At 46.5% G+C, this 1,203-nt stretch carries 2 protein-coding genes; both read right to left on the bottom strand.

Going from position 1 to position 1,203, the window contains the following annotated elements; translation table 11 throughout:
• Window positions 1-111: 111 nt before the first annotated feature.
• A complete protein-coding gene (gene purN, locus A3766_RS00595; RefSeq protein WP_068641450.1) occupies window positions 112-774 on the bottom strand; it encodes a phosphoribosylglycinamide formyltransferase in 663 nt (220 codons plus the stop codon).
• A gap of 2 nt (window positions 775-776) precedes the next feature.
• Window positions 777-1,203: AIR synthase-related protein (locus A3766_RS00590; protein ID WP_255375266.1), on the bottom strand; the 427-nt coding region annotated here is incomplete at its 5' end.

Genomic DNA, 1,203 nt, shown 5'->3' with positions numbered 1-1,203 from the left:
CCGCTGAGCTTGATAGCGGCCCGAACATCATCCAGGCTATTGTACCAGTCTTAAATCAGGATACTGAAGAAACACTTGCCACCGCCCGTGATATGTGAAAGGGCATGCACCTCACCTCTGCTCAATCTCTAGCTTAAGGCCGCTTTCGGGCAACTGCTCGCCATCCAGATAGGCTTGGCCATCTTTCATTTCAAGACGTCCATCGATAAACCACTTAACCGCAATGGGGTAAATGATGTGTTCCTTTTCAAGTACTCGGGTGGCAAGTGTTTCTTCAGTATCCTGATTTAAGACTGGTACAATAGCCTGGATGATGTTCGGGCCGCTATCAAGCTCAGCGGTAACAAAGTGAACACTCACGCCGTGCTCTTTGTCTTTTGCTTCAAGCGCACGCTTATGAGTATGTAGGCCGGGATATTTAGGCAGAAGAGAGGGGTGAATGTTAAGCATTCTTCCTTCAAAACGGCGGACAAAATCATCGGTTAAGATACGCATAAAGCCCGCTAATACCACGAGATCCGGTTGATGCTTCTCAATCGTCTTAATCAGCTCTGCATCAAAAATCTCTCGTTGAGCGAATTTTTGATGTTCGATGACATGAGTATCAATCTCAGCTTTCTTAGCTCGCTCTAGGCCCTTAGCATGGGGCTTATTGGAAATAACAGCGCTGATCTTTCCAGGGATTTCTTCACGTTGATAGGCGTCGATTAAGGCTTGAAGGTTGCTGCCGCTACCCGATATCAAAACAACGACAACAGGATCTCGTCCTTCCATTACTAAGCGCCTAGTCCATTTAGTTGGACTTGCTCTTCGTCGGAAGATGTGTCGGCAATTTCACCAATTACCCAAGCACTTTCGCCTTCAGCTTCTAAAAGCTTGATGGCTGATTCTTCTGAACCGGCTGGAACGGCGATGATCATGCCAACACCGCAGTTGAAGGTGCGATACATTTCAACAGGATTTACGTTACCTGCTGATTGAAGCCATTTGAATACTTCAGGCAATTCCCAGCTCTGGGTCTCGATGACTGCTTTAGTTCCTTCAGGTATTACGCGAGGAATATTCTCAAGTAAGCCACCGCCCGTGATATGTGAAAGGGCATGCACCTCACCTTCTTTGATCAATTTAAGAAGAGATTTAACGTAAATCTTTGTTGGCTCAAGCAAGGCCGATTTTAGGTCGGTATCGCCAATTTCCTGGTTT

It is taken from the genome of Oleiphilus sp. HI0132 (assembly GCF_001635845.1).
Note: the sequence above shows the minus strand (reverse complement) of the source record. Positions and strands in the feature narration are given on the sequence as shown.

What these genes read in the sequence shown, in the direction of transcription:
- purN (WP_068641450.1), bottom strand. Translation starts at nt 774, where the DNA reads ATGGAAGGACGAGATCCTGTTGTCGTTGTTTTGATATCGGGTAGCGGC.